General features: G+C 63.9%; 14 protein-coding genes and 1 pseudogene. 9 read left to right on the forward strand and 6 right to left on the reverse strand.

Annotation, left to right across the window (positions count from 1 at the left end):
* The first annotated feature begins 90 nt into the window (after positions 1-90).
* The 4 genes from KPB06_RS06960 (at position 91) to KPB06_RS06975 (ending at position 5,726) form a co-directional block, all read left to right on the forward strand.
* A complete protein-coding gene (locus KPB06_RS06960; RefSeq protein ID WP_059578950.1) occupies positions 91-1,881 on the forward strand; it encodes an acyl-CoA dehydrogenase in 1,791 nt (596 codons plus the stop codon).
* A gap of 80 nt (positions 1,882-1,961) precedes the next feature.
* The gene (locus KPB06_RS06965) at positions 1,962-3,590 is read left to right on the forward strand and encodes an electron transfer flavoprotein-ubiquinone oxidoreductase (RefSeq protein ID WP_104012260.1); all 1,629 of its coding nucleotides are present in this window, start codon (positions 1,962-1,964) and stop codon (positions 3,588-3,590) included.
* Between the two features lie 49 nt (positions 3,591-3,639).
* On the forward strand, positions 3,640-4,833 hold the full coding sequence (gene bktB, locus KPB06_RS06970) for a beta-ketothiolase BktB (protein ID WP_059578954.1): 1,194 nt from the start codon (positions 3,640-3,642) through the stop codon (positions 4,831-4,833).
* 38 nt (positions 4,834-4,871) lie between these two features.
* On the forward strand, positions 4,872-5,726 hold the full coding sequence (locus KPB06_RS06975; RefSeq protein WP_059578957.1) for a 3-hydroxybutyryl-CoA dehydrogenase: 855 nt from the start codon (positions 4,872-4,874) through the stop codon (positions 5,724-5,726).
* A 100-nt stretch (positions 5,727-5,826) separates the two neighbouring features.
* Here KPB06_RS06975 and KPB06_RS06980 read toward each other — a convergent pair whose 3' ends face one another.
* Positions 5,827-6,693 (reverse strand): DUF2071 domain-containing protein, encoded by an 867-nt coding sequence (locus tag KPB06_RS06980; protein ID WP_059608803.1) that lies wholly within the window; start codon positions 6,691-6,693, stop codon positions 5,827-5,829.
* A gap of 160 nt (positions 6,694-6,853) precedes the next feature.
* On the reverse strand, positions 6,854-7,534 hold the full coding sequence (gene deoC / locus KPB06_RS06985) for a deoxyribose-phosphate aldolase (protein WP_059578964.1): 681 nt from the start codon (positions 7,532-7,534) through the stop codon (positions 6,854-6,856).
* A 146-nt stretch (positions 7,535-7,680) separates the two neighbouring features.
* Here deoC and deoR point away from each other — a divergent pair, with 146 nt between their 5' ends.
* Positions 7,681-8,451 carry a DNA-binding transcriptional repressor DeoR gene (gene deoR, locus KPB06_RS06990; protein ID WP_059578967.1) on the forward strand — a complete coding sequence of 257 codons (771 nt, stop codon included), beginning with the start codon at positions 7,681-7,683 and terminating at the stop codon, positions 8,449-8,451.
* A gap of 58 nt (positions 8,452-8,509) precedes the next feature.
* Here the strand turns inward: deoR and KPB06_RS06995 are convergent, their stop codons facing one another.
* Genes KPB06_RS06995 through rbsK form a run of 3 tightly spaced genes read right to left on the reverse strand, consistent with a single transcriptional unit; the run spans position 8,510 to position 11,905 of the window.
* Complete coding sequence (locus KPB06_RS06995) at positions 8,510-9,562, reverse strand: aldose 1-epimerase family protein (RefSeq protein ID WP_060010786.1); 1,053 nt, start codon at positions 9,560-9,562, stop codon at positions 8,510-8,512.
* Between the two features lie 2 nt (positions 9,563-9,564).
* Positions 9,565-10,938, reverse strand: coding sequence for an L-fucose:H+ symporter permease (fucP, locus tag KPB06_RS07000; protein ID WP_060010783.1), 1,374 nt, complete (start codon positions 10,936-10,938; stop codon positions 9,565-9,567).
* Between the two features lie 40 nt (positions 10,939-10,978).
* Positions 10,979-11,905: a ribokinase gene (gene rbsK, locus KPB06_RS07005; RefSeq protein WP_059578976.1), complete on the reverse strand. Its 927-nt coding sequence runs from the start codon at positions 11,903-11,905 to the stop codon at positions 10,979-10,981.
* 238 nt (positions 11,906-12,143) lie between these two features.
* Here rbsK and KPB06_RS07010 point away from each other — a divergent pair.
* Positions 12,144-12,362 (forward strand): annotated as a pseudogene (locus tag KPB06_RS07010) (transposase); the annotation flags it as partial.
* Between the two features lie 262 nt (positions 12,363-12,624).
* On the opposite strand, the gene KPB06_RS07015 reads toward KPB06_RS07010, so the two are convergent.
* Positions 12,625-12,867, reverse strand: a complete 243-nt coding sequence (locus KPB06_RS07015) for a hypothetical protein (RefSeq protein ID WP_124659082.1) — start codon at positions 12,865-12,867, stop codon at positions 12,625-12,627.
* A gap of 280 nt (positions 12,868-13,147) precedes the next feature.
* On the opposite strand from KPB06_RS07015, the gene xopAD reads away from it, so the two are divergent.
* The 3 genes from xopAD to KPB06_RS07035 all read left to right on the forward strand — a co-directional run bounded on the left by xopAD (position 13,148) and on the right by KPB06_RS07035 (position 20,997).
* Entirely contained in the window at positions 13,148-20,029 is a 6,882-nt protein-coding gene (gene xopAD / locus KPB06_RS07020) for a XopAD/skwp family type III secretion system effector (RefSeq protein ID WP_275905437.1), read from the forward strand.
* 548 nt (positions 20,030-20,577) lie between these two features.
* Positions 20,578-20,754 (forward strand): hypothetical protein, encoded by a 177-nt coding sequence (locus tag KPB06_RS07030; RefSeq protein WP_155634578.1) that lies wholly within the window; start codon positions 20,578-20,580, stop codon positions 20,752-20,754.
* 12 nt (positions 20,755-20,766) lie between these two features.
* Positions 20,767-20,997, forward strand: a complete 231-nt coding sequence (locus tag KPB06_RS07035; RefSeq protein ID WP_089466058.1) for a thioesterase, FlK family — start codon at positions 20,767-20,769, stop codon at positions 20,995-20,997.
* The last annotated feature ends 30 nt before the right edge of the window (positions 20,998-21,027 follow it).

A 21,027-nucleotide genomic window follows, 5' to 3' on the forward strand; every position in this document is an offset into this window, starting at 1 on the left:
GATGGCCCATCACGTCGCCCGGTCCTGGCCGGTTCTGCCGTATCGGACCCCGTGGCGCCCCCAATTCACCGCCTGATTGGAACATCGACCATGAGCTATAACGCCCCCGTCAAGGACATGCTGTTCGTGCTGAAGGAACTCGCGGGCATCGACGCCGTCGCGCAGTTGCCGGGTTTCGAGGATGCGGGTTACGACACGGCGCAGGCCGTGCTCGACGAGTCCGCGAAATTCTGCGGCGAGGTGCTGGCGCCGCTGAACGTCGAAGGCGATCGCAATCCGAGCAGCTGGAAGGACGGCGTCGTGACCGCGACGCCGGGCTTCGGCGAAGCGTTCCGCCAGTTCGTCGAGGGCGGCTGGCAGGGGCTGCAGCATCCGGCCGAATACGACGGCCAGGGGCTGCCGAAGCTGATCGCGACGCCGTGCATCGAGATGCTGAACGCATCGAACCTGTCGTTCGCGCTGTGCCCGCTGCTCACCGACGGCGCGATCGAGGCGCTGCTGACGGCCGGCACCGACGCGCAGAAGCAGCGCTACGTGCCGAAGCTGATCTCCGGCGAATGGACGGGCACGATGAACCTGACCGAGCCGCAGGCGGGCTCCGACCTCGCGCTGGTGCGCTCGCGCGCGGAGCCGCAGGGCGACGGCACGTACAAGGTGTTCGGCACGAAGATCTTCATCACGTGGGGCGAGCACGACATGGCGGACAACATCGTCCACCTGGTGCTGGCGCGCACGCCGAATGCGCCGGAAGGCGTGAAGGGCATTTCGCTGTTCATCGTGCCGAAGTTCCTGGTCAACGACGACGGCTCGCTCGGTGCGCGCAACGACGTGCACTGCGTGTCGATCGAGCACAAGCTCGGGATCAAGGCGAGCCCGACGGCGGTGCTGCAATACGGCGATCACGGCGGCGCGATCGGCTATCTGGTGGGCGAGGAGAACCGCGGCCTCGAATACATGTTCATCATGATGAACGCGGCGCGCTTCGGGGTCGGGATGCAGGGGATCGGCGTGGCCGATCGCGCGTATCAGAAGGCGGCCGCATTCGCGAAGGAACGCGTGCAGAGCCGCCCGGTGGATGGCTCGGCGAAGCAGTCGGTGACGATCATCCATCACCCGGACGTGCGCCGGATGCTGGGCACGATGCGTGCGCTGACCGAAGGCGCGCGGGCGCTGGCCTATGTGGCCGCCGCGCACAGCGACATTGCCCACCGCCATGCGGACGACGCGACGCGCGCGCGTCATCAGGCGATCTACGAATATCTGGTGCCGATCGTGAAGGGCTGGAGCACGGAGATGGTGAACGACGTGGCGAGCCTCGGCGTGCAGGTGCATGGCGGGATGGGCTTCATCGAGGAAACCGGCGCCGCGCAGTACTACCGCGATGCGCGGATCCTGGCGATCTACGAAGGCACGACCGCGATCCAGGCGAACGACCTCGTCGGCCGCAAGACGCTGCGCGACGGCGGCGCGGTCGCGAAGGCGCTGATCGCGGAGATCGGCGAGACCGTCGCGGCGCTCGGCAAGATCGACGGCGCGGCGGCCGCGTCGATGAAGGCGCAACTGGAGAAGGGCGCGCGCGCGTTGTCGACGGTGGTCGACTACGTGCTCGCGAACGCGAAGCAGGACCCGAACGCGGTGTTCGCGGGCAGCGTGCCGTATCTGAAGCTCGCGGGCGTCGTGCTGTGCGGCTGGCAGATGGCGCGTGCGCTGCTGGCCGCGCACGCGAACCGTGCGAGCGACACGGCGTTCTTCGACGCGAAGATCGCGATCGCGCAATGCTATGCGGAGCACGTGCTCGTGCAGGCGGGTGCGCTCGAGGCGTCGATCGTCGGCGCGAAGGGCAACGAGAGCGTGCTCGCGTTGACGGAAGACCAGTTCTGACCGCTGACGGTCGGGACGCAGCAGGAGACAGGATTTTGACCACACAGGACTTGCTCGCGCAGTACGGCCCGCGCGAATCGATGGAATACGACGTCGTGATCGTCGGCGGCGGCCCCGCCGGGCTGTCGGCGGCGATCCGGCTCAAGCAGCTGGCCGCCGAGAAAGGCGCCGAGATCGGCGTGTGCGTGCTCGAGAAAGGTTCCGAGATCGGCGCGCACATCCTGTCGGGTGCGGTGATGGACCCGCGCGCGATCACCGAGCTGTTTCCCGACTGGAAAGAACGCGGCGCGCCGCTCGACGTCGAGGTGACGGAAGACCGCTTCCTGTTCCTGTCCGAGAAGAGCGCGGTCACGACGCCGAACTGGGCGCTGCCCGACAACTTCAAGAATCACGGCAACTACGTGATCTCGCTGGGCAACGTCACGCGCTGGCTCGGCCAGCAGGCCGAGGCGCTGGGCGTGGAAATCTTCCCGGGCTTCCCCGCCGCGGAGATCCTGTACAACGACGACGGTTCGGTCAAAGGCGTCGCCACCGGCAACATGGGCGTGGGCAAGGACGGCGAGCCGACCGAGAACTTCCAGCTCGGCATGGAGCTGCACGCGAAGTACACGCTGTTCGCCGAAGGCTGTCGCGGCCACCTCGGCCGCCAGTTGATCGCGAAGTTCAAGCTCGACGCGAACGCGGATCCGCAGGCGTACGGGATCGGCATCAAGGAACTGTGGGAAATCGATCCGGCCAAGCACAAGCCCGGCCTCGTGATCCACACGGCCGGCTGGCCGCTGAAGTCCGATACGTACGGCGGCTCGTTCCTGTATCACATGGACAACAACCAGGTCGTGGTCGGCTTCGTCGTGGGCCTCGGCTACACGAACCCGTACCTGTCGCCGTTCGAGGAATTCCAGCGCTACAAGACCCATCCGTCGATCCGCGCGTTCCTCGAAGGCGGCAAGCGCGTGTCGTACGGCGCGCGCGCGATCACGGCGGGCGGCCTGCTGTCGCTGCCGAAGACGGTGTTCCCGGGCGGCGCGCTGATCGGCGACGACGCGGGCTTTTTGAACGCATCGCGGATCAAGGGCAGCCACGCGGCGATCAAGACCGGGATGCTGGCGGCCGATGCGGCATTCGACGCGGTGCAGGCCGGGCGTCAGTCGGACGAGCTCAACGCGTACCCGGACGCGTTCAAGCAATCGTGGCTTTACACGGAGCTGTACCGCGCGCGCAACTTCAAGCAGTGGATGGCCAAGGGCCTGTATCTGGGCACGCTGATGGTCGGGATCGAGCAGAAGGTGATGGGCGGCAACGTGCCGTGGACGCTGCATCACCAGCACGCGGACCACGAGATGCTGAAGCCGGCGTCGCAGTGCGAGCCGATCGAGTATCCGAAGCCGGACGGCAAGCTGACGTTCGATCGCCTTTCGTCGGTGTTCATCTCGAACACGAACCACGAGGAGAACCAGCCGGCGCACCTGACGCTGAAGGACGCGAGCGTGCCGGTGAACGTGAACCTGCGTACGTACGCGGGGCCGGAGGCGCGTTTCTGCCCGGCGGCGGTGTACGAGTTCGTGAAGAACGACGATGGCGGCGATCGGCTCGTGATCAACGCGCAGAACTGCGTGCACTGCAAGACCTGCGACATCAAGGACCCGACGCAGAACATCGTGTGGGTCACGCCCGAAGGCGGCGGCGGGCCGAATTACCCGAACATGTAACGCAAACGCATCCCCGCGCCCGCGGGCGCGAACGAACCGGAGTGAGACGATGAGCAATGCAGCGAAGGAAGTCGTGGTGGTGAGCGGTGTCCGTACCGCGATCGGCGATTTCGGCGGGAGCCTGAAGGATTTCTCGCCGACCGACCTCGGCGCGAAGGTGGTTGCCGAAGTGCTGTCGCGCGCGAACGTGCCCGGCGATGCGGTCGGCCATGTCGTATTCGGCCACGTCGTCAACACCGAGCCGAAGGACATGTATCTCGCGCGCGTCGCGGCGATCAACGGCGGCGTCGCGCAGCACACGCCGGCGCTGACCGTGAACCGCCTGTGCGGCTCCGGCCTGCAGGCGATCGTGTCGGCCGCGCAGACGATCATGCTCGGCGACGCCGACGTCGCGATCGGCGGCGGCTCGGAAAGCATGAGCCGCGCGCCGTACACCGTGCCGGCCGCGCGCTTCGGCCAGCGCATGGGCGACGCGAAGCTCGTCGACATGATGCTCGGCGCGCTGCACGATCCGTTCCAGACGATCCACATGGGCGTGACGGCCGAGAACGTCGCGAGGAAATACGACATCTCGCGTGAAGCGCAGGACGCGCTGGCGCTCGAATCGCATCGTCGCGCGGCGCGCGCGATCGCCGAAGGGCGCTTCAAGGACCAGATCCTGCCGATCTCGATCCGCACGAAGAAGGGCGAGGTCGCGTTCGACACCGACGAGCACGTGCGTCACGACGCGAGTGCCGACGATTTCACGAAGCTCAAGCCGGTGTTCGCGAAGGAGAACGGCACCGTGACGGCCGGCAACGCGTCGGGCATCAACGATGCGGCCGCCGCCGTGCTGATGATGAGCGCGGACGCCGCGCGCGCGCAGGGCGTGAAGCCGCTCGCCCGTCTCGTCGCGTATGCGCACGCGGGTGTCGATCCGGCGTACATGGGCATCGGCCCGGTGCCGGCCACGCAGAAGGCGCTCGAACGCGCCGGCCTCAAGATCGGCGATCTCGACGTGATAGAAGCGAACGAGGCGTTCGCCGCACAGGCTTGCGCGGTCACGCAGGAACTCGGCCTCGATCCGGCCAAGGTCAACCCGAACGGCTCGGGCATCTCGCTCGGTCACCCGATCGGCGCGACCGGCGCGCTGATCACGGTGAAGGCGCTGTACGAACTGAAGCGCATCGGCGGGCGTTACGCGCTCGTGACGATGTGTATCGGCGGCGGCCAGGGGATTGCGGCGATCTTCGAGAACATCTGATAATCGACCGCTCAGCCTCCGAATACACAGGAATCGTCATGGCCATCGAAACCGTCGGCGTCGTGGGCGCCGGAACCATGGGTAACGGCATTGCGCAAACCGCCGCCGTTGCAGGACTGAACGTCGTGATGATCGACGTCAGCGACGCCGCGCTCGACAAGGGCCTCGCGACGCTGAAGGGCAGCCTCGAGCGGCTCGTGTCGAAGGACAAGCTCGACGCGGCCACGCGTGACGCGGCGCTCGCGCGCATCACGACGTCGACGGACTACGCGACGCTCGCCGCGGTCGACATCGTGATCGAAGCCGCGACCGAGAACGTCGAGCTGAAGGGCCGCATCCTGAAGCAGATCGAGGCCGTCGCGCGCCCGGACGCGATCATCGCGACCAACACGTCGTCGATCTCGATCACCGCGCTCGCGGCGCCGCTCGCCGATCCGTCGCGTTTCCTCGGCATGCATTTCTTCAACCCGGTGCCGCTGATGCCGCTCGTCGAGATCATTCGCGGGCTGCAGACGAGCGATGCGACCGCGTCGGCCGTGCGCGCGCTGACCGAGCGTTTCGACAAGTCGCCGATTGGCGTGCGCAATTCGCCGGGCTTCGTCGTGAACCGGATCCTGGTGCCGATGATCAACGAAGCGTTCTTCGTGCTGGCCGAAGGCATCGCGTCGGCCGAGGAGATCGACGCGGGGATGAAGCTCGGCGCGAACCATCCGATCGGGCCGCTCGCGCTGGCCGACCTGGTCGGGCTCGACGTGTGCCTCGCGGTGATGGACGTGTTCCTGAAGGACTTCGGCGACCCGAAATATCGCGCGTGCCCGCTGCTGCGCGAGATGGTGTCGGCAGGGCGGCTCGGGAGGAAGACCGGGCGCGGCGTGTACGACTACGGCAAGTAAGCCGGTTGTCCCATGGTGTTTCATGCGGCCGCCTTCGGGCGGCCGCGTGCTTTGTATGGCGCGCGCGGCGTGATGACGCGTCGTGTACCGACAGGTCGCGCTACAGCAGCCGCTCGGACAGGACGCGGAATGCGACGTCGGGCACGACGAAGCACAGCGGTTCGCCGGTCGCGCCGATGCGGGCGAGAAAGTCGCCGCCGCCGACGGGGCCGACCGTCTTCAGCGGTCGCACCGCGTCGACGTCGATCGGCAGGTCGATCGACGCATACGCGAGGCGGTCGCAGTCCTCGACGTGGGCGACGGCCGCGTGCTGCAGCGACAGGGTGGCCACGGCCGCGCGCCAGTCGTCGAAGAACGGTGCGAAGGCGGCGGGCAGCGTCCGGTCGTGCGACGCTTCGGCCGTGCAGCGGAAGTCGGGTGCGCTGCCACCGCTTGCCGCCAGCCGCGTGTCGTAGCGTCCGTCGCGCGCCGCATGCGTGAAGGGCCGCGCGAGATGCGACGGCAGCGCGTCGCTGAACAGCCGGCTGCCGAGCGCATAGAGCGGGTGGTCGAACACGTTCTTCACGAACAGCACGGTGCGCTCGGCCGGCACGCCGTCCGGCAGCGCGTCGACGTAGAGCCGCCAGTTGCTTTGCAGCGGCGACGGAAACACGCGGCGCAGCGGCCCGGCGAGACGCGGGCCGAAGTGGCGATGCCGGTAGGTGAGCGTCGTGAACAGCGTGCGGCCGCCTCGGCTCGCGAGTGTGACGCCGCGCGGCACGAGATGCTCGACGGCCGCGACGTCGACGACCCACGTGCAATATACGACATGCTCGACGTCGCTCGCGAGCTGCAGGAACGGCAGCCGCGACAGCAGCGCGCGGCGTGCGCGCAGCAAGGGACGGCTCGCGACCATCCGGTTGGCGAGCCGCCCGGCGAGGCCGGTGGACGGGTAAATGAAGGCGTTGTCGTTGCGCATGGGCGGCATTGTGCCGGGGCTGTCGCATGCTCGGAAGAGGCGGTGCGGCTTTAGACGAGCGGCGCGCGTATTTTGCCATCGGCGCGCCGCGGGCTGCCGCTTGTGCAATGGATTCCGACGGCCGAGCCCGACGCATGACGTACGCGCGCAAAGGCCCGCCGTTCGCGCGTCAGTACCCCGACCCGCCGCCGCCCTGGTCGGTCACGATTGCCACGCCTGAACTCGTGCCGAGCCGCGTCGCGCCGGCTTCGAGCATCGCCAGCGCGGCCGCGCGATCGCGCACGCCGCCCGACGCCTTCACGCCGAGCGTCGGCCCGACGGTGCGGCGCATCAGCGCGACATCGGCGAGCGTCGCGCCGCCGTGGCCGAACCCGGTCGACGTCTTCACGAACGCGACGCCGAGATCGCGGCACATCTCGCACACGCGCACCTTCTCGTCGTCGGTCAGCAGCCCCGTTTCGAGGATCACCTTCAACGGCACCGTGCCGCACGCGCGATGCACGGCGTCGATGTCGGCCTTCACGTCGTCGGCGCGGCCGCTTTTCAGCGCGCCGATGTTGATCACCATGTCGATCTCGCCGGCGCCCGCCGCGATCGCGGCGGTGGCTTCGAATGCCTTCGCGGCGGACAACCCCGCGCCGAGCGGAAAGCCGACCACGGCGCAGACGAGCACGCCGGTTTCAGCCAGCTCGCGCGCGGCGAGCGGCACGTTCGCCGAATTCACGCAGACCGAGTAAAAACGATGCTCGGCCGCCTGGCGGCAGAGTTCGCGGATCTGCGCGTCGCTCGCGTCGGGCGCGAGCAGCGTGTGATCGATGGTTTGGGCGAGCTGGGCGTTGGAAAGCGGCATGTGTCAGGACTCCACGGATCGTGTGCGGAAAGGGCACACGGAAAGTTGATGTTTTCACATCGGTTTGTTACAAATACGACATTCCGGCCGGGCCCGCGCGCCCGGCACGACGAACGACTCACGCGGCGGGCACGCAGGATACCGGCATGGAAACAAAGAAGGGCGAACGGATCAAGACCTTGATGAACGTGCTGCAAGGGCAGAACGCGATTCATCTGAGGGAAGTCGCCGAACTGTTCGGCGTGTCCGAAATGACGATCCGTCGCGATCTCGCGGACAACCCGCACGGCTTGAGCCTGATCGGCGGCTACGTGACGCGCCATTTCGCCGCGCAGCGCAGCGACATCGGCGAATACCTGATCAGCGCCGAGAACAACCGGCAGACGGAGGAAAAGCGCCGCATCGGCAAGCTCGCCGCGCAATTCGTGACGACCGGCGACACGATCTTCGTCGACTGCGGGTCGACCACGCCGTTCATCGTCGACTTCATTCCCGACGACCTTGAATTCACGGCGGTGTGCAATTCGCTGAACGTGTTCGCGAAGCTGCAGCAGAAGCCGCATTGCAACGTGATCCTGTGCGGCGGCGCGTATCACCGCCAGAACATGGTGTTCGAATCGGTCGCCGAAACGGGCATCCTCGATTCGGTGCGCGTGTCGAAGGCGTTCATTTCGGCGGCCGGCGTGAGCGAGCGCTGCGGCGTCACGTGCTTCAACTTCCACGAAGTCGACGCGAAGAAGAAAGTGATGGCGCGCGCGCAGAACCGCTTCCTGCTGGTCGATCACACGAAATTCGACGAAGTGCGCGCGGCCTATTTCGCCGAACTGACCGATTTCAACTACGTGATCTCGGACGGGGAGCTGAGCCGTCGCTACGAAACGGCGATCCGCGAGCACGGGATCGCGCTCGTGACCTGATGCGGCGCGGGCGGGCGGCGCGCCATGCAGCGCGCTTCTCGTCGCGCCTCTCATCGCATCACGCATCGCGGGCTTCCGCCGGGCTGAGGTAGCCCGTCAGCACTTCGAAGCGGCGCGATGCGCCCGCCGCCAGCGCCGCGACGTGGCCCTTGCGGCGTTCGGCTGCGTAACCCTCCGGCTCGCAGGTCGACGGCAGCGCGAACGCGGCGACCTGCTGGTCCGCGTTGTGCAGGATCCAGCGCGTCGCATGCGGAAATTGCTCGGGGCGGTATGAGGTGTGGAACGCGCCGCCGTCCGGATGCACGAGCCGGAAATGCGCGACGCCGTCGGCGTCCGTTTCAACGTCGTTCATGAAGAACACGATTTCGGGGTCGTACAGCGCGGGCGCATCGAGCGTCGCGAGCCGCGCCGGATCGCGCGCGAGCGTGGCCGTGTAGTCGCGCCACGCGGCGGTCGGCTTCACGTGAGCCGGCACGCTGTCGCGCAGCCGCAGCCCGCCTGGACGCAACGCTTGCACGAAGCGCCCGCCCGGCACGTACGCGTAGTTCAGATGGGCCATGTACATCAGGTCCATCGGCGTGCCGCCGAGGTTCGTCACGTCCATCGCGATCGTCATCCGCGCATCGTGCTCGGCCAGCCGCACCGACGGACGCGCGACGTAGTGACTGCCGAAGCCCTGCACGTATTCGTACTCGCCGGTCACTTCGACCGTCGCGCCGCGCGCATCCGAGCCGACGACGAGGGTCGCGCGGTCCATCGGCGCGCACGGCATCTCGCCGTGCAGCGCATGCGTGTCGTCCGGCCCCGGGCAGCCGTTGCGCAGCAGCCCGCTGTGGAACATGAAGCAGCCGTAGGTATCGATGATCGACGCCGCGCGCTTCGGCTGCCGGAACATGTGCTTCATCGTCAGGTCGCGGCCGTCGAATTCGGCGGCCCAGATCATCTGGCCGAGATACGGCAGCACGACGAGGTACCCGCGGCGGTTGTCGAGCTTCAGCGCCTCGACGCCGGACGGGTACGCGAACGCGGTGACGGTGAGGCCGTCGGTGCGGTACAGCGTGCGCGGCGCTTCGCGGAAGTCGTCGCGCCGCAGTTCGATCTCGCCCCGCATGGTCACGCTCCCGACGTGTTGCGCGTCGCGGCGTAGCGCGCGGGCGCATGGCCGTCGGCCGCCGCGTCGGGCGTGGCTGCCGGCAGGTGGCGCAGGCAGTAGAAGCCGTAGTAGACGATCACGACGAAGCATGCGAGCGGCACGACGAACGCGAGCTGCATGTTGCCGCCGGTGTGATCGGAGATCAGCCCCTGGATCAGCGGCACGACCGCGCCGCCGACGATGCTCATCACGAGGATCGAGCCGCCGTATTCGGTGTCCTTGCCGAGGCCGTCGATCGTCAGTCCGTAGATCGTCGGCCAGCACGGGCCGAGGAACATGCTCACGCACACGGCCGCATACACGGCGGTGATGTCGTGCACGCCGATCGTGTACGCGAGCAGCGCGATGCACAGGATGCCGTAGACGATCAGCACCTTGGCCGGGCCGACGCGTTTCATCACGAGCGTCGCGACCAGCTTGCCGACGAAGAACGCGAAGAATGTCGCGAGCAGGTAGCGCGATGCGCCGCGCTCGGTGAGGCCGCCGATCTGCATCGCGAGCCGGATCGTGAAGCTCCACACGCCGACCTGCGCGCCCACATACAGGAATTGCGCGACCACGCCCGCGACGAAGCGCCGGTTGCCGAACAGGCGCGCGAGCGTGCCGCGCGCGTCGATCCGGTGCGTGAGCGCGCCCGCGCCGTGGCCCTTGCACGCCGGGTACGGCGTGAGCGCGAACACGATGAACACGGCGACGAGCACGACGATCAGCCACTTGTACGGTTCGAGCGTGGCCTGGATCATCGCGAGCTGGTGCCTGTGCGCGTCGGCGGCCGACATCGCCGCGAGTTGCGCATGCGACGCGTCGCCTTCCTTGAAGATCAGGAAGCTGCCCATGTAGACGCCGGCCATCGCGCCGAACGGATAGAACGTCTGCGAGATGTTCAGGCGCCGCGTGCTGGTGTCGCGCGGGCCCATCAGCGTCGAATACGAATTCGATGCCGTTTCGAGAAACGACAGGCCCGCGGCGATCACGAACAGCGCGACGAGGAACATCCCGTACTTCGCCATCGACGCGGCAGGGAAGAACAGCAGGCAGCCGGTCGTGTAGAGCAGCAGGCCGACGAGGATCGTCGTCTTGTAGCTGAACTTCTTCACGACGGTCGCGGCCGGAATCGCGAGGAAGAAGTAGCCGAGATAGAACGCGGACTGCACGAACGCCGATTCGAAATCGGACAGGAAGAACGATTTCTTGAACTGCGCGATCAGCACGTCGTTCAGGTTCGCGGCGGTGCCCCACAGCGCGAACAGGCAGCACAGCAGCGTGAACGCGAAAAGCGGCGTGCGGTTCAGGTAATAGCCGTCGGGGGCGTGTTCGATCCGGGCTCGGCTCATGGGTGTCTCCTTCCCAATGTCTCGTCGATGAAGGCGCCGGTCAGAGGCCGGCGTCGCGGAGGAAGCGTTCGAACGTCGCGGCGTCGGCGTACGACTTCTGCGTGCCGAGGCCCGTGACCGAATGCGCGGCGTACGCGGACGCGTGGCGCATCGCGTCGAGCGCGTCGCGCGACGCGGCATAGCAGCGCGCGAAGCAGCCGATATACGCGTCGCCGGCGCCCGTCGTGTCGCGCGCGTCGACCGGGACACCCGGCACGTGCCGCGCGCCGTCGCGCGACACCAGCAGCGAGCCGTTGCTGCCGAGCGTGACGAGCACGTGCTTGAGCCCGCGCGCGACCAGCGCTTCGGCGGCACGGGTGGCACGCTCGCGCGAATCGACCGGCATGCCCGACACGATCGCGAGCTCGGTTTCGTTCGGCACGAAGAATTCGACGGAACGGATGCGTTCGAAATCGAGGTCGGCCACGGCGGGCGCGGGGTTCAGCAACACCGGAATGCCGTGCCGCGCGCCGAATTCGATTGCGTAATAGACGGTGTCGAGCTCGATTTCGAGCTGAAGCACGATCAGCGCGCATTCGGCGAGCATCGGCGCGGCCGCGTCGATGTCGGCGGGCCGCAGGTGGCGGTTCGCGCCCTTGACGATCAGGATGCTGTTGCTCGAATCGGGCTCGACGAAGATCGGTGCGACGCCGCTCGACACGCCGGCGACCTTGCGCACGTGCGTGGTGTCGATGCCTTCGCGCTCGAAGTTGCGGATCGTGTTGTCGGCGAACACGTCGTCGCCGACCTTCGTGACCATCACGACGCGCGCACCGAGCCGCGCGGCCGCGACGGCCTGGTTCGCGCCCTTGCCGCCGCAGCCGAGTTCGAAGTTCGGCGCCTCGAGCGTTTCGCCCCGAACGGGCATGCGCGCGACATAGGTCACGAGGTCGACCATGTTGCTGCCGATGACGGCGATTGTCTCCATCTGTTGTCTCTTCCTTGGTATAGGGGGGCGACCGCGCGCGTGGTCGGCGGTTCACGAAATATGATAATAAAATAACATGAAGTGTGAAAATGCAATCCTGTGATGTTAGTGGGGTCACTTTTTGGTCGACGGGCAGGCGGGTGAAAACTCCATCCTGGTGTCGGCATACGAAAAAGGTCGCACTTGGATGAAGGGAGGCAATGTGCAAAAAGACCTAGGCCGGAAATCCACTCAGTGCGAGCAGGGTATCGAACCGGTGATCGCCATGCGCAGTACCGGACATGGCTGTGGCCCTGGCAAATAGCGCTGGGTCGTTGAACGCACGCATGCTTGGCTGCATCGCTTCCGTCGCCTCCGTATTCGTTTCGAGCGACGTACGGACGTTCACGGCGCGTTCCTCAAACTCGGTCGCTGCCTGATCTGCTGGAATACCCTCCGGCGCGTCGAGCCGTCTTGATGAAACCGTCTCTCAGGAACCGAGCGGATTACAGATCCGCTGGATAGGCAAGCGGCGAAGTGCCCCGGCATTACAGTGACGAGTTGGACGCCACAACATACGCACTGCGAGCCGCCTCCCGCAGCGCGAGCCACGCGACCCGGTTTTCGCTTTCCGGAAGACGTGCTGCATGGCACAAGATGCGGCGGCTTCGTTGCGCCTGGTGGCACATTTCTTCGCGCGAGTACCTGACGATGCGCACGACCTCATTACTGTAGCGTCTTTAGACCGCGATGCCTACGGAGGCCAATGCCATGAGACCAAAGGTTTCGAACTCCCCCAGCATTTCGAGGGAAGCAGATACCACGCCGGAAAATTTGTCGCCATCGTCTTCGGTTGCATCGCAACCGCGAGCCGTGTTTCGGCCAGCAGGGATGCCGGGGAATTTCCAGTCGCGAGCAAATACCCGATCCGAGAACACGGCGTCCATAGGTTCCGGCTCCATTCGGCAGTCGGGCAATTTCATAAACCTTTCCCGTACGCCCCGCAGGCCCTCTGTATTCTCAGGGACCGGAACAGGTACGCTTGGTGAACATGCTACCCAACCGGTGCCAGCGCGGCCTCAGCGCCTCGCCGGGTCGCAGCGGGGAGTTCGCACGGTTGATTACGACTTTGCGAGGAAAGGGCCATCTCGGGAGGCAATCGCCTACCGTCCTGTTGGTGGCCTCGATGCGAAGGTCCTGCTCGAACAGCGCAAGCGGCAACAGCTCTATTTGCAACATACCGCCAGATATTCACGCGCGGACGTGCTGGACCTTGCGACCGCCAACGTGCTTGCAGGGAAAAAGGGGCATCCGAGGGCGCTCGCCTTTCTGGATCCGGAGGGCAAGACAGATGTGTCGCTGTTTTTGCTTGGCCGGTATGTGGACGCGCTCGACAAATGCACGCTGCGCTCGGGGGACGGCCGGCACGAGCCTCTGCAAGACCCGCAGGTCGAGCAGCGCATAGAGGATGTGGCGCACTACTTGGTCAAGGCGGAGTGGTTGAATGGCGGGTCCGTCTATCACCTGGCCCACTTGTCGAACCGGCTGAGCAAGTTCGAACGTCTTCCCGCAGCTCTGGGTGCAATCGAGAAAATCGCTCGCGAGGTGATGGGACGTGGGGGAGACGCGGACTTTAGGGATCTAAAGGTGACGGCACTTCTGCTCAACGCGTTTTCGAAGCTCCCGAGCGAACCGCGTAATGCGGCGCTATCCCATGTCGCAAATGTTCTGCTGGAAGACGGGGACTGCCTCGCCAGACTGGAAGGACAGGGCCTCAGTATGGCACTCAATGCATTTTCGCAAAGTGCTGACGTCTCCCAATGTGCGCAAGCGGCAGCGAATCTTGCTCAGCGTCTCGCGAGCACGCCGACGTTGGCGACGACGCTGGACGCGCAAGGCGTAAGCAACGTGCTCGGCGCGCTTGCCAAGTGGCCGGGAGATTCTTTGTGCGCGGCGGCAACCGAAAATGTCGCCGCACGCTTGAACAACAGCAGTACGATCCTTGCCGATCTGTCGCCGCAGGGTGTTAGCAACGCGCTCGCGTCGCTGGCGCGAGACGGACTCAAAGACCCATCGCAAACGGGGTTACGGCTTCTTGTCGAGCGTCTGCAAAACGAGTCCGCGCTGCGCAGTCAGCTGAGCGCACAGGAAGTCGCCAGCGTACTTAATATCGTCAGCAAATGGCCTTCGGCGCGCCCCTGTATCGAAGTCGCGCAAGCGCTTACTGGTCGCCTCAAAAACGAGCCGGCATTGCGGGAAAAGCTGCAAGAGCAGTCCCTTGCGAATGCGTTGACCGCCCTATCGAAATGGCCGGAGCAGGCTGTCTGCAAGGCGGTCGCGAGCACGCTTGCCGAGCGTGTCGTTTCTGAACGCGACCTTCAGGTCGGCTTCAATGAACAGGAGATCAGCAACGTATTAGGCGCGCTGTCGAAATGGCCGGATTTGCCCTATTGCAAGGAAGCCGCGCTCACGCTCATTCCGCGCATCGCGACCGATCCGAGCGTCGTACGCTCTTTCAACCAGCAGGAGGCGGTTCAAACGCTCAATGCATTGCGGACGTGGGCGAAGCACCCCGGATGTATGCAGGCGGCTCGCGCACTGGCCGGCGTTCTCGTGCCGGGTGAAAACGATCAAGGTCCGTTAGCCCGTCGCCTCACTGGGGGCCACGTCAGTTTGACAGCGAATGCGCTCAGTTATTGGCCGGAAGACGACCAGTGCCGCGATGCGGCACTTACTCTGATTCGTCGCTTGCGTGCAGAAGGCGACCTGGTGAAGCACCCGTTGGATTCCCTCAATGCGCTATCTGCAATGGCGCGGCTTGCACATGTCCTGGAATTCCCCGACGGGGCCCGCGAGATCGCCCAACGCTTGCGCAGTGACGAGGAGGCAATCGCTACTGCCGGTGCACAGGAAATTTCAGGCATGCTCGTCGCGCTGTGCAAATTCCCGCAGTACGACTCCTGTACAGAACTTGCTGCCGCATTAGCCGCACGCCTCGTCGGCGATGCAGAGTTACGCAAAGGCTTTTCTGCTCATCAAATGAGTGGGACGCTGAACGCGCTCAGCAAGATGCCGGATCTTCCAGGTAGTGCAGAAGCTGCTCGGGAGTTGGCAAGGCAACTTGATCAAGACAGGTCCAAGCTCAACGCGATGAACAGCGAGGACGTCAGCAACACGCTTAACGCCTTGTCACATTGGACCGCCGAGCCGGCCGCCCTAAAGGTCGCCGGTGCGCTTGGTCAGCGGATTCATGAGGACGATGGTCTTTGCGCGACGTTCAACGATCAGGGACTGTCGAACACGCTCGTCGCACTGAGTAAATGGCCTGACGATGAGCAGTGTGTTGCAGGTGGACGGGCGCTTGCCGAGGCGCTCATCGAGCGCCGTGCTGAATTTGCCTATCCGGAGAAATTTGAAGCGCGTTCGCTTGCCACGATCGCCAACGCGTTGAGTCGCTGGCCTCGTGAGCCGGCATGCACCACCGCTTTGCAGGCCATCGCCGAAACGCTATCCGAGGGCAAGCGGCAATGGAGCGAGTTCAACATGGTGTCGCTCGCGCAACTCGCGAATGCGATGTCACGCCTCCATTCGGCGGACGATAGTGCCGACGACCTACAAGCTCTTTCGCAGACATGTCTGCACATGCTTGCGGCCCATCTCGACACGCACAAGATCGAGCTGCTCGGAACAGCTTCCGCCAAACATATCGGCGTTATCTTCAAGGCGCTAGGTTCGGCCAACATGCAGAAGGCGATGAAGCCGCTCGTCCCGACTGCCCTTGGACGCGTCCATGCGTTGATCGACACGGACGCCCTGCGCGGCGAAAACCTGGAGTCGCTGGGAACACTGTGCATGGGCCTCGTGCCGGTACAGCGAAGCCCGGAACTCGTGCGTCATCGCAAAGCCGCACTAAAGCTGATGGATCGGCTAAAGCCGATTGCGGATCGTAAGATTCAATTGTTGTTGGATCAGGCAGATTCCACACCCGGAAATAGTCGAGAGGATCAGTCTGCTACTGGCGAGCCGGCAGAACAGTTCGATACGCGTCGCCCCGCCCTGACTTTCGTGCACATCCTGAAGTCGTTTGCGATCACGCAAAGCTTGTGGAAAACGCGCTGGGTAGACGCGCCACGTACCGAGGTGGCACAGCAGCGTGCGGAGCTAAAAGGTTGGGTCGAAAGCCTGCTCGAGCGCACGCGCGACACGGTCACCACCGATCTGCAGGAGATGAGTTGGAATCTCATTGCGCAGATCGAAGTCGGCGACGACATTCTCAATGCGCTGGATGTTCGTATGCGCAGAGATGAAGCTTTGTTGACGGCAAAGAGCAAACCCATTCCGCTCGACCTCGATAAGCTGCAGGCGAGCATGAAGACGAAGCCAGGCACGCTGCGTCCGGTTCGGCCAGGAGAAGGATCGCCGCACTACACGCTCATTGATATGACCGGCAAGACGTTGCGGAGCGAAGAGTCCGAAGGAGGACCCCAGTATTCCTTCTATTCACGCTTGACGGGCCAGCCTGTGACAGAAGTCAAGCTACCTGGTCCCTTGAGCCCCTTCATGCTGGCGCGCACGATCAACCACAACGGCGAGCAGTGGCGCTTCGATATGTTCGGCGGCAGCCATTTGAAGGTGCCGAGTATGCGTCCGCAAGCCATCCTGGCGGGTTCAAAGCGTGGATACGGCCGGCTTCCGGCGATTCGGTACTCGGACAGCGCGCCGACGAGCCCATTTATGAAGCTGGTCTCAAAGCTGGGGCCGCAGCGAGAGGATTGGTCGCGAATTCAGCGCTCTCTACTCGAGATCGTGCCCGCCGACCACGCCGTGGAAGGGACGGTGAGGATTGGCTGGTTCCCGGACGTGCCCGGACCGGAACATCCGTTCAAGCCGGTGGATCCCGCCTCCGGCAAGGAAATAAAGCTATGTCCGAACGACGGCTGTGGGTTCTTGCGCTACGAGGCCGCCATGCAGATTCCGGTCGTGGCTGAGCTCATCAATGCGTGGACCGCTTGTCGAGATGGTCACGCCGACCAAGCACAGCGCAAGCTAATCGAGTCGTTCAAGCAAGAGCCCAGTTACATGGCTCCCCAGGCGCTACAGCATTTCCCTCGCGACGAAGCAGCGGTCAAGGAGGCGAGCGATCTTATCGAGGAAAAGCTGAATGAACTGGTCAAGGCAACGACGGTTGTCGGCAAGGCACCGGGGCTCGACGCGCGCCGGCCTGGTCCTCTGGATCCGGACAACGTCACAAAGCTCGAGCAGTATCGATTGCTCGTCAACGGCGGCTACGAAGGGCGCAAGATCCGGGCGGTGCCGTCTGCCGACGACAACCTCCACCTACCCAGGCAAAAGGGCGAGACGTTCGACAAAAAGGGCGGTGCCGTCCTGCTGGGGAAGCCGCCGTACGACAAGGAAAACTTGTTGCCTATTGAGGAAGACCGTGTGAAGACGATAGGGTCTGGCGATGTCACGGCGAAGTTCCTGAGTAACGACTGCTTTGCGATCCAATATAGTTATGCGGGCTTCGATGACGCCAAGCAGTCGGATGCAGACATTCTCCATAGCAAAGGGATGCTGATTATTCCGCCGAAAGGATCCTGGCCAGAGGCGTACCAGCACCTTGATCTAGCATGTTCCACGGAAGACATGAAGACGCTGTCTACTTGGACGGAATCTCGAAACCGCGCGCAATCGCCCACGTCGATGACGACAACGGGCAGCCTTCGTGTGAAGGATCTGCTGTTGCCTGGCGAACTAGGCGCGGTGCCGATCAGAGAGTTGCGCAAGCGGGACATGGACACCGATGGAGATGACGCATATGTATTTGCCGGTTATCCCAAACTCACCGAACACATCGCGAAAGTTGTAACGGATCGCGCAAGTCGCAAGGGCGTACATCGCTCGTTTAAGCCGCCGAAGACGGCACAGACGGCCTTTGATTCGGATCGTCACTACCACGCGGGGCGTGCGCGAAACATCATCGACGCCCAACAGGGAGATGCGCTCGTAGGCAAGGCCAGCATGGCGGCCGTCCGCTTTATGGCGCAACCTGAGGCATTGCGTCACAAAATGGCGGAGGACTGGATGTTCGGTACCTATGACGGTGTCGATCGCGATCTTCGCAATACGTTGCAGGATCTGATTTCGGACAGCAGCCCGAATCGCGCGATGCTCGACGAGCAGTTCGAGGCGGCGCAGCAGGCCGTCGAGGCGGCTCATCATCCTGTCGCCAAGGAGGTCGCTGAACTATTGCACGGGGCCATCGCCGATTGGCGGCGGACGCTGGACGGCGAGAAGGCAACGCCAGCCGTTTCGACCGGTGCTGAACTTCAAAAGCGGTTTCCGGAATTGGCGGAGAGCTACGGCAAGGCACAAGCGCCCGTCGATCGAATCGCCGCAATCCTCGATCACTATCCCGTGTGTCGCCTGCCGGCATCGAAATTCCCGCAAGGGCAACCTGGCTATGTGAAAGGAGAAGTCGAACTTACGGCGCGCAATCTGCTGACGCTGGCAGTCAAAGTGGGTACTGATGCGCTCAAATCGAACACCGGGACGGAGACCTTCATGTCGGTCATGGCGTTGTTCGAACGTGTCGAGAAGCAATACGACGAACGTGTCAGGACGGTTCCCTACGGAAAAGAGACAGCGCGCCTGTTGCGAGATGACCGCTTCGATGCCGATAGCGCGTTGGAACAATTGCGTAAGATGCCTTCCATGGCTGCAGCCGTCATGGAAACCTCGATCGAGCAGCAGCAGCGCTTCGGTCTGTTGGCGCGATCGCTCACTCCGCGTGAGCGCATCGCGCAAACTGCGTCACAGGCGGAGATCGAGGCGGAAGCAAAGCGCATCCGAGCGACCGCTGCGCATGTCGAGAAAGTCGCGACGCCTTTAGTGACCAATGTCGTGGGCAAGATCGAGGGCGGCAGTTTGAAGAATATGGACCATCGGCTCAAATCCGTAGGTTCGCTGCAGGAGAAGTTGAGGCGCTTCATCGGAGTGCGCAAGCTATCGCTCGCAGACGCGAGCGCCGGCGTGAACGACGCCGTGCGATATTCCGTGGTGCTGGATTCGGCTACGTTTGCCAAATCGTATGACCTGGCGATCGCTGAGCTGGCGAAGAGCGGAATGGAGCGCGTGAAGGTAGTCAACCATTTCAGAAAGCCGTCGGAGGCATTCAACGCAGTGTCGGTCACCTGCGAACTGAACGTGCCAAACGATCAAGGTAATGAAGAACGCCGACTCGTCGAGATTCAATTCCATACCGCTGAAAGCTTTGAGCTCAAGGAAGCCAACCACGACCAGTACAAGTTATCACATGCGCTTGAGCTGGAAGGCCGGCACGAGGACCGAGCGAAGTTGCTCGCGGGTACCCTTGAGAAGACGAAGGCGATGCCAAAGCCGGAAGGATGGCTCGAGATCGATGACTGGACTCGAGAGGTGGCCCGTCCAAAGGATATCAAGCCGAAGGCGCCGCGTTTGAGTGGAATGGTTGCGTGGGGGCCGGCGAATCAGAGAGCTGGGGCGTTGGCGAGCTCGGCCTTGCAACTGGAGAAGGTGTGCACACCGACTGTCGAGAAATTGATAAAAGGCGTCGGCGGCGAATGGGCCGAGGGGGAAAAATGGCGTGCGTCATTGCTGAAGAAGGAGGCATCCATCGCGCGCAAAATCGACGTGATTAGACGCGAGCGGGGCCTGACTTTGGACGAAGCGGCCCAGCACGTGCGCGACGCGCTTCGCTATACGGTGAAACTGAAACCCGAGTCGTTTACTGCGTCCGCAAAGCGATTACTCGAGGACTTCCCTAAGAACGGCTTTGAGGTGATGCGGGTTCGCAATGCTTTCGTGGAAGATGACGGTACATATCGCGGAATTAACGTCGGGCTGCGGACCGCTGACGGCAAAGATTTCGAGGTTCAACTCCATACCGGGAAAAGCTTTTACGCAAAGCAGAAGAACCACAAGCGTTACGAAAAATTGAGGTCGCTTAGCAGCACGATCGAGGCTGGCAGCGATCGGGCGGACGGCAATGATATCGATGTCTTCGACACGGAGCGCCATCGCTTGTCGAATTTAATGCGTTCGCAGACTGCGAGCGTCGAGATACCGGCTGGTATTGAGACAATCCAATCTTTCCGGCGCTACTAATTGACGTCGTATGAACCAACCCGGCTTTCGAGAAGGCCGGTTGGTTCAAATTCAGGCCGGTTGGCTTGATTCCGTGCGCTGAAAACGGCGCGACGGACGCGCATTATGTGCTCGACGACCTACCGAACAAGATACTCGCGGCAGCGTATCAGATGGTCCTGCCGGATGCCGCCGCGCGTTGCCGCGTGATACCGAGATGGCATTGGTCGAAGCCGCGCACGAGCTTGAGGCGAGCGAGCAAGCCTTTGCTGTCGTTTCGACCAGCAGCACGCGCTGCAACGTCGGCTCGCGCAGACCACATCGAACCCGCGCGCGGCACTGGCGCAGCCCTGCCTTCTGAAGGCCGCGTTTTCTGGCCGGATCGCGTCTGGCCTGCTCGTCGGTCACTGTCGATTTTCCTTCCGATCGTAAAGATTCTTTCCGTTCAGATCGAATACGGCGGATGGTCGCGTCGACCGCACCCGCCCACCAGACAACGCTTCCCGGTCGATTCGATATTGGCACGGGCTTTGCAGTACTGGAGCGTAACGAACCGGAGGAGGCGCCCGATGCCAGCGGTACGTACGTCGATCCCGAAAGTGATCGGGATACCCGAGCCGGGCGAGCGTCGCTCCAGCGACGCAGCGGCATGCGGTCCCGACGTGCTGTCGATGTCCGCGTTGATGGGCCTCATGGAAGCCGCTTGCGTCGACGCGATGTGCCAGCGAATGCGGCGCGACGAATGATCGATCGGCCGCATGACGCATGTCACGCATCTGGCGCGGACGCCATTGGATGTCCCGGTTGTCGTCACCGCGACGTTCCGGGCGTTCGATGGCGAACGGTACTGGTTCGATGTCGTGGCGACCGATGCGGCCAGTTCGGTGGCGAGCGCGAGTCACGCGCGCTCGATCGTGGAGCGTTCCGCACTCGCGTTTCAGTGCGCAAGCCGTCGCGGCCGTGTCGGCGATATGGGTTCGTCATGCTAAAGGAAACGGGAACATGAAAGTGGAGTCGTC

This window comes from Burkholderia semiarida, assembly GCF_029268935.1.
GTDB classification, from domain to species: domain Bacteria; phylum Pseudomonadota; class Gammaproteobacteria; order Burkholderiales; family Burkholderiaceae; genus Burkholderia; species Burkholderia semiarida.